The organism is Actinocorallia lasiicapitis, assembly GCF_054778695.1.
In genome coordinates this window covers 1-5,751 of sequence record NZ_BAAGZI010000377.1, presented here as the reverse complement: position 1 = coordinate 5,751, position 5,751 = coordinate 1, and the positions used below count along the sequence as shown (strand labels likewise).

At 70.6% G+C, this 5,751-nt stretch carries 5 protein-coding genes; 3 read left to right on the top strand and 2 right to left on the bottom strand.

Translation table 11 applies throughout. The features are described from left to right. The coding region (locus ACYVE7_RS28025) for a tetratricopeptide repeat protein (RefSeq protein ID WP_460368745.1) at positions 1-1,194 on the top strand (1,194 nt) is incomplete at its 5' end. Here the strand turns inward: ACYVE7_RS28025 and ACYVE7_RS28020 are convergent. Together ACYVE7_RS28020 and ACYVE7_RS28015 are read right to left on the bottom strand one after the other, a co-directional pair. After that, the gene (locus ACYVE7_RS28020) at positions 1,178-2,302 is read right to left on the bottom strand and encodes a hypothetical protein (protein WP_460368744.1); all 1,125 of its coding nucleotides are present in this window, start codon (positions 2,300-2,302) and stop codon (positions 1,178-1,180) included. The two genes, ACYVE7_RS28025 and ACYVE7_RS28020, sit on opposite strands and share 17 nt — an antisense overlap. Before the next feature lie 444 nt (positions 2,303-2,746). Beyond that, positions 2,747-3,385 (bottom strand): transmembrane-type terpene cyclase, encoded by a 639-nt coding sequence (locus ACYVE7_RS28015; RefSeq protein WP_460368742.1) that lies wholly within the window; start codon positions 3,383-3,385, stop codon positions 2,747-2,749. A 149-nt stretch (positions 3,386-3,534) separates the two neighbouring features. Between ACYVE7_RS28015 and ACYVE7_RS28010 the strand changes: the two genes are divergently transcribed. Further along, complete coding sequence (locus ACYVE7_RS28010) at positions 3,535-4,428, top strand: LysR family transcriptional regulator (protein WP_460368741.1); 894 nt, start codon at positions 3,535-3,537, stop codon at positions 4,426-4,428. A 302-nt stretch (positions 4,429-4,730) separates the two neighbouring features. After that, positions 4,731-5,690, top strand: a complete 960-nt coding sequence (locus ACYVE7_RS28005; RefSeq protein ID WP_460368740.1) for a trypsin-like serine peptidase — start codon at positions 4,731-4,733, stop codon at positions 5,688-5,690. The last annotated feature ends 61 nt before the right edge of the window (positions 5,691-5,751 follow it).

Here is a 5,751-nt window from a genome sequence, read left to right as displayed (position 1 = left end):
GCCGAGCCGGGAGAGGAGGACAGGACCGTGGCCTCAGTGGCCGACGCCGCCTACGCGCAGCTCCCCGAGCAGGCCCGTCGCGCCTACCGGCTGCTCGCCCTGCACCCCGGCACCAGGCCCCGGTTCACGGAGGAGGCGGCGTCCGCGCTGCTCGGCGAGGACGCGTCCGGCGCCCTCGACCTCCTCACCGGCCGCCACCTCCTGGAGACCCACGACGGCCGCTACTACTTCCACGACCTCGTCCGGGTGCACGCGCTCGGCTGCGGCCGCGACAACCCCGAGGCCGTCCGCAGGGTCGTCGAGTACTACCTGGACCACGCCGTCGCCGCCGACACCACCGCCAACCCCGACCGGGCCGCCGACGCGTTCGGCCCCCGCTACCGGCACGCGACGCCGTCCGGGAGCGCCGCGGCGGCCCTGGCCTGGCTGGACGCCGAGCACCGCCATCTCGCCGCGTGCGTGTTCGTCGCCCGCAGACGCGGCTGGGACGATCTGGCCTGGCAGCTCTGCGAGGCGTCCTGGTGGTTGTACTTCACCTTCAAGTACCACGACGACTGGATCGCCACCCACCGCGTCGGGCTGGAGGCGGCGGCCGGGATCCCGCAGGCGGAGTTCCGGGTCGGGATCCAGCTCGGCCGCGCCCTCAACGAGACGGGCCGGTTCGGCGAGGCGCGCGAGGTGCTGGCCCGCGCCCTGACCGCGGCCCGCGCCCTCGGCGCCCCCGCCCATGAGGCGACGGCCGTGGAGTTCCTCGGCCGCTCCCACGAACTGGCTGGCGACCCGGTCTCCGCGCTCGGCTACTACGAGCGTTCGCTGGCGCTGGAACGGTCGGTGGGACGGCTCCGGGGCGTCGCGATCAATCTGCACCACCGGGGCCGGGTGCTGCTGGCGCTGGGCCGGCTGGACGACGCGTCGGCGTCCCTCACCGAGGCGCTGGAACTGTTCGAGGGGCTGCCGCGGCCCGACAGGTACAACACGGCGCGCGTCATCCACACGTTCGGGCGGCTGCGCCGGGCCTGCGGGCTCGACGCGGTGCCGCTGCTGCTGCGGGCGCTCGAGCTGATGGAGGCCGAGAACCGGCCCTACCAGCAGGCCGAGATCCTCACCGAGCTGGCCGGGGCCACCGGGGATCCGGCCTACGCGGCGCGCGCCACGGCGCTGTACACGCGGCTGGGCGTCACTCCACCGGGGTGATCGTGACGCGGTGCTCGGCCCGTCCCAGCAGGACGACGGCCTCCCGCGGCGCGTCCGGGAACGCCATCAGGACCGACGGGGCCAGATCGGGGTCGGGGAGGCCGTCGACGCGGTGGCGGCGGCCGTCGCGGTCCTGCACCACACCGTCGACGGCGAAGTAGGACATCTTCGGCCATTCCTTGAACAGGTCCGCGGCGGTGGGGCCGTCGGCGGCGCCGAGCATGACGTCGGGGTCCTCGTGGCCGGGGTGGGGGCGCGGATCGGCGATGACGAGATGGGCGTCGGCGGCGTGATCGTCGCCGCCGGCCGGATAGCGGGCGATCCTGACGGTCTTCCCCGACACCTCGGTCGTGACGATCATCGGGCCGCCCTCGCCGGTGCGGGGGCGCGGCGGCGGGACGGGCGACAGGACCGGCGGGGCGGTGGGCTCGGGCAGCCCCAGCAGCTCGAACATCGCGCCGCGGAGCTGGGAAGCGGCCAGGCCGGGGCGGCTGATCGCGGCGTCGAGGAGCCCCGGGATAGGGGCGGCGGCCTCGATCTGACGGCGCAGCGGACGGCGCCGGTCCAGGACGGGCGCCAGCTCCCCCAGCCGCCACATCGCGGTCGACCGGACCACGGCGTCCCGGTCGAAACCGGACAGCAGCACGGGCAGGCCGAGGCACGCGCCGTACAGCGAAACGCTGCCGTGGTCGCCGACCACGAGATCAGCGGCGATCAGGGTGCCGTGCCAGCCCTCATCCGACGGGACCTGCAGGAGGCCGTCGCGGCGCAGCTCAGCGAGCCAGGAGTCGACGTTGTACCGGCCTTCCCCGGACGGAATGTTCGGGTGGAGGAGCAGCGCGACCCGGAACTCGTCCCGTGGCAGCTCGCGCAGCAGCCGTCCGGCCAGGGTGAGCTGGTCGCCGGGCGAGCCGTCCCACGTCGCCGAGACGGCGACCAGACGCTGCTCGGGCCGGACATCGAGCGCCGCCCGGTACCTGGGCCGCCAGACCCGATCCGTGACGATCCGGTCGAACGACAGATCCCCGACGATCCGGGCCGCCGGCAGCGCTTCGGGACACGACCTGGCGAGCCGGACGGCCTGCTCCTCGTGTGAGAGCGCCAGCACCCGGGGAACAGGACGGCCTCGATGCAGGAGTTGCTTCCTCGCGAGCCCGTAGGCCGGCCGCTCCCCGCTTCTTTCTTCTTTCTTCTTTCTTCTTTCTTCTTTCTTCAAAAGCTTATTGTAGCCAATTCCGTGGGGAATGAGAAGAAGAGGTCCCTTTATTTGATGAAGGGGGCCGCTGCTTCCGGCGGAAATGGCGAGTGCGAAACGCCGGCGGCGCGCCCTGCGCCAGGTGATCTCCTCGATGCCCAGCTCCTTGAGGCGTTCGCTGACGCCGCGAGGAAAGGAGGAGCCAGGTGGAATGGCGCCCAGGAAGGCGAACCCGGGAATGCCGCGCAGGAGTTCGGCGGCTTCCAGCGCGCGCATCGTGGACGCTTCCGTATGCGCGATCACCAGGATTTCGATGCGCATACGGGGCTCCGGGGGTCGGGGTCGGGCCCCGCCACTTTATGCGGAGTCGGGAGCGGCCGAGGCGCTGCGCTTCACGGCGATCGGCGCGACGATGTACAGCAGGTCGACGAGCGCGATCGTGACGAACAGGTACGGCAGGACGGGGCCGTGGCGCTCCGGCTCGTCGGCCAGCCAGATCCAGGACGCGCCGGACGCGCAGACCGTCCCGAGCCCCTTGCAGACCGCGATCGCGACGGACTGGCCGCGCAGTGAACGTCGCACCATCAGGAACGACAGGAAAAGCCCGGACATCAGGAGGTTCTGCCCGAACGCGGCGAAGGTGGCGAGACCTTGGTCGAACTGCCGGCTGACGGCGTCGACGCCCAGGTAGGTGATGGCGAGCGTCGCGGCCAGTCCTGGCAGGAACGCCCAGCGGGGGAGCCATTTGAACTCGCCGGGGCCGAACCGGACGACCGTCACCAGGATCACGGCGTCCAGGGCGAGCCACAGATAGTCGATGTAGAGCTGCATCCCGTCGTGCGGGCGGACGAACGAGAAGATGAACTCCCACGACAGGTTCGCGCCCAGTGCGACGATCGGCATCCCGTAGGTGCGTTCCCTGAACCCGACCAGGATGATCAGGACATATGTGGCGGTCCAGAGCAGGCCGGAGGCCAGGGCCAGGGCAGTGTCCACGGGCGTGCATCCCCTTCGAGTCGATCAAGGACGCCCGATGCTAGCGGGGCGCAGGCCGTGAAGCCCGCGAAAGCCAACAAAGATCGACAATGCGACCAAAGCTATATAAAGCGGGACGCCGAGCCGTGATGAGGCCATAGGTTCGATCTATGACTCTGCCGGACGTCGTACGCGACCTGGGCCCGTTCGACCTGCTGCTCTCCGTCGCGGACCGGGGCAGCCTGGGCGCGGCCGCCCGGGAGCACGGCATCTCCCAGCCGTCCGCGAGCAGCCGGATCAAGACCCTCGAACGGCGGCTGGGCCTCCCCCTCCTGGACCGCTCCCCGACGGGTTCCCGGCTCACCCCGGAAGGTCTCCTCGTCGCCGAATGGGCCCGCACCGCCGTGGCCGCCGCCGTCGAGCTCCACGGCGACCTGACCTCCCTCCGCACCGCCCAGGACGCCCGGCTGACGGTCGCCGCCAGCCTCACCGTCGCCGAATACCTGCTCCCGCGCTGGCTGACCACCCTCCGCGAAGAGGCCCCCGCCACCTCGGTCGCCCTGATCACCGGCAACTCCCGCGAGGTGGCCGCGGCGGTCCTGGCGGGCGCCGCCGACGTCGGCTTCGTCGAGGGCCCCGACCTCCCCGACGGCCTGCGCGCCCGCACCGTGGCCACCGACCACTTGACGGTCGTCGTCGCCCCCGGCCATCCGTGGGCCCGCCGCCGCTCCGGCATCACCTCCGAGGAACTGGCCGCCACCCCGCTGATCAGCCGCGAGGAGGGTTCCGGCACCCGCGAATACCTCGCCCGGGCCCTCGCCTCCCTCGCCCGCCCCCTCATGGAGCTCTCCTCCACCACGGCCATCAAATCCGCGGTCGCGGCCGGCGCCGGCCCCGCCGTCCTCAGCTCCCTGGCCGTGGCCCCCGAACTCCGCACCGGGACCCTCAAACAGGTCAAGATCCGCGACCTGCCTCTCACTCGCTCCCTCCGCCTCATCACCTCCTCCTCCCGTCCCGCGACCCCGACCACCCAGACCCTCACCCGTATCGCGTCCGGCGCATGATTTCTGCTCACAGAATGAGCGGATGGGCTGACGCTTTTTCGTTTTCACGGCTTCGATCGCAAGATCGGCTGTCAATGTCCATTCTCTGCTCATTCACTGTTCACTGCTATTCGTCGGCCTTCTGATTTCAGGTGTCCTTCCTGGTCGCGGCAGGTTTCTGTTTCTGGGGTGTTTCCGTCCGCTGGCCGTGTCAGGCCTTGGGGATGGCGTGCGCGGTCGCGGATGAATTTGAATGTCCGCGAATGGTCCACCCCTGGAAAATGTGGCCCGTGATCGGGCTGTGTGATGGAAGGTCGGAATACGTGAGAACCCTCAAGACCGCTGTGGTGTCGGGCGCGGCCCTCTCGCTGGCGCTGCTGGGCGTCGGGCTCCCGGCGGCGCAGGCGACGGCGCAGACGGCCGGGCGGGGCGGCGACTCGGTGGTGACCGGGAACAAGAGCGGCAAGCTCACCGTCACCAAGGTCAGCAGGACCAAGGTGAGCGGCCGCAACCACCCGGGCGTCAAGGGCACCGGCAAGCGGTCCAGCAGCAAGGGCGTCGACTACAAGCGCAAGCCGCCGAAGAACCTGAAGATGCTGGACGCCAGCTCGCCCGCCAAGCTCGCGCGGAACATCATTGGCGCCGACAACCGCTACCAGATCAACCCGACCAACTGGTGGCCCGCCAGCGCCACGGGACTCGTCACCTTCACCATGCCCAACGGGCAGACGGCGGGCTGCACGGCGTTCCTCTACGCCCACAACGCCATCGCGACCGCCGGCAAGTGCGTCTACATGCACGACGCCACCTACGGGCACGGCTGGAACACCAACTGGGTCTTCTACCCGGCCCGCAACGGCTCGACCTCGCCGTTCGGCTCCTGCGGCTACAAGCACTACCGGACGAGCACCAGCTGGGTCAACAACGCCGACGAGCACTACAACTGGGGCGGGGTCGAGCTCAACTGCAACGTCGGCGTCACCGCCGGCTACCTGGGGCTCCGCACCACGACCGCCTCCCTCACCGGGACGTGGACGACCCTCGCCGGCTACCCCAACGACAAGCCCTGGGGCACGCTCTGGGCGGCGCAGGGAAGCATCTCCAGCACCTCGACCTACAACCTCTTCTACGGCATCGACACCTCCGGCCAGACCGGCGCCGCCCTCCGCGACAACGACACCTGGGCCATCGGCATCCACACCGTAGGCACCACCTCCTACAACCAGGGCGTCCGCATCACCCAGAGCATCTACAACAGCCTGACCAACCTCGCCACCCTCTAACACCCTCCCAACCTCCACCCCCAGCCCAACCAGCGACCGGCCCGCCCCCGCGAGGCCGGTC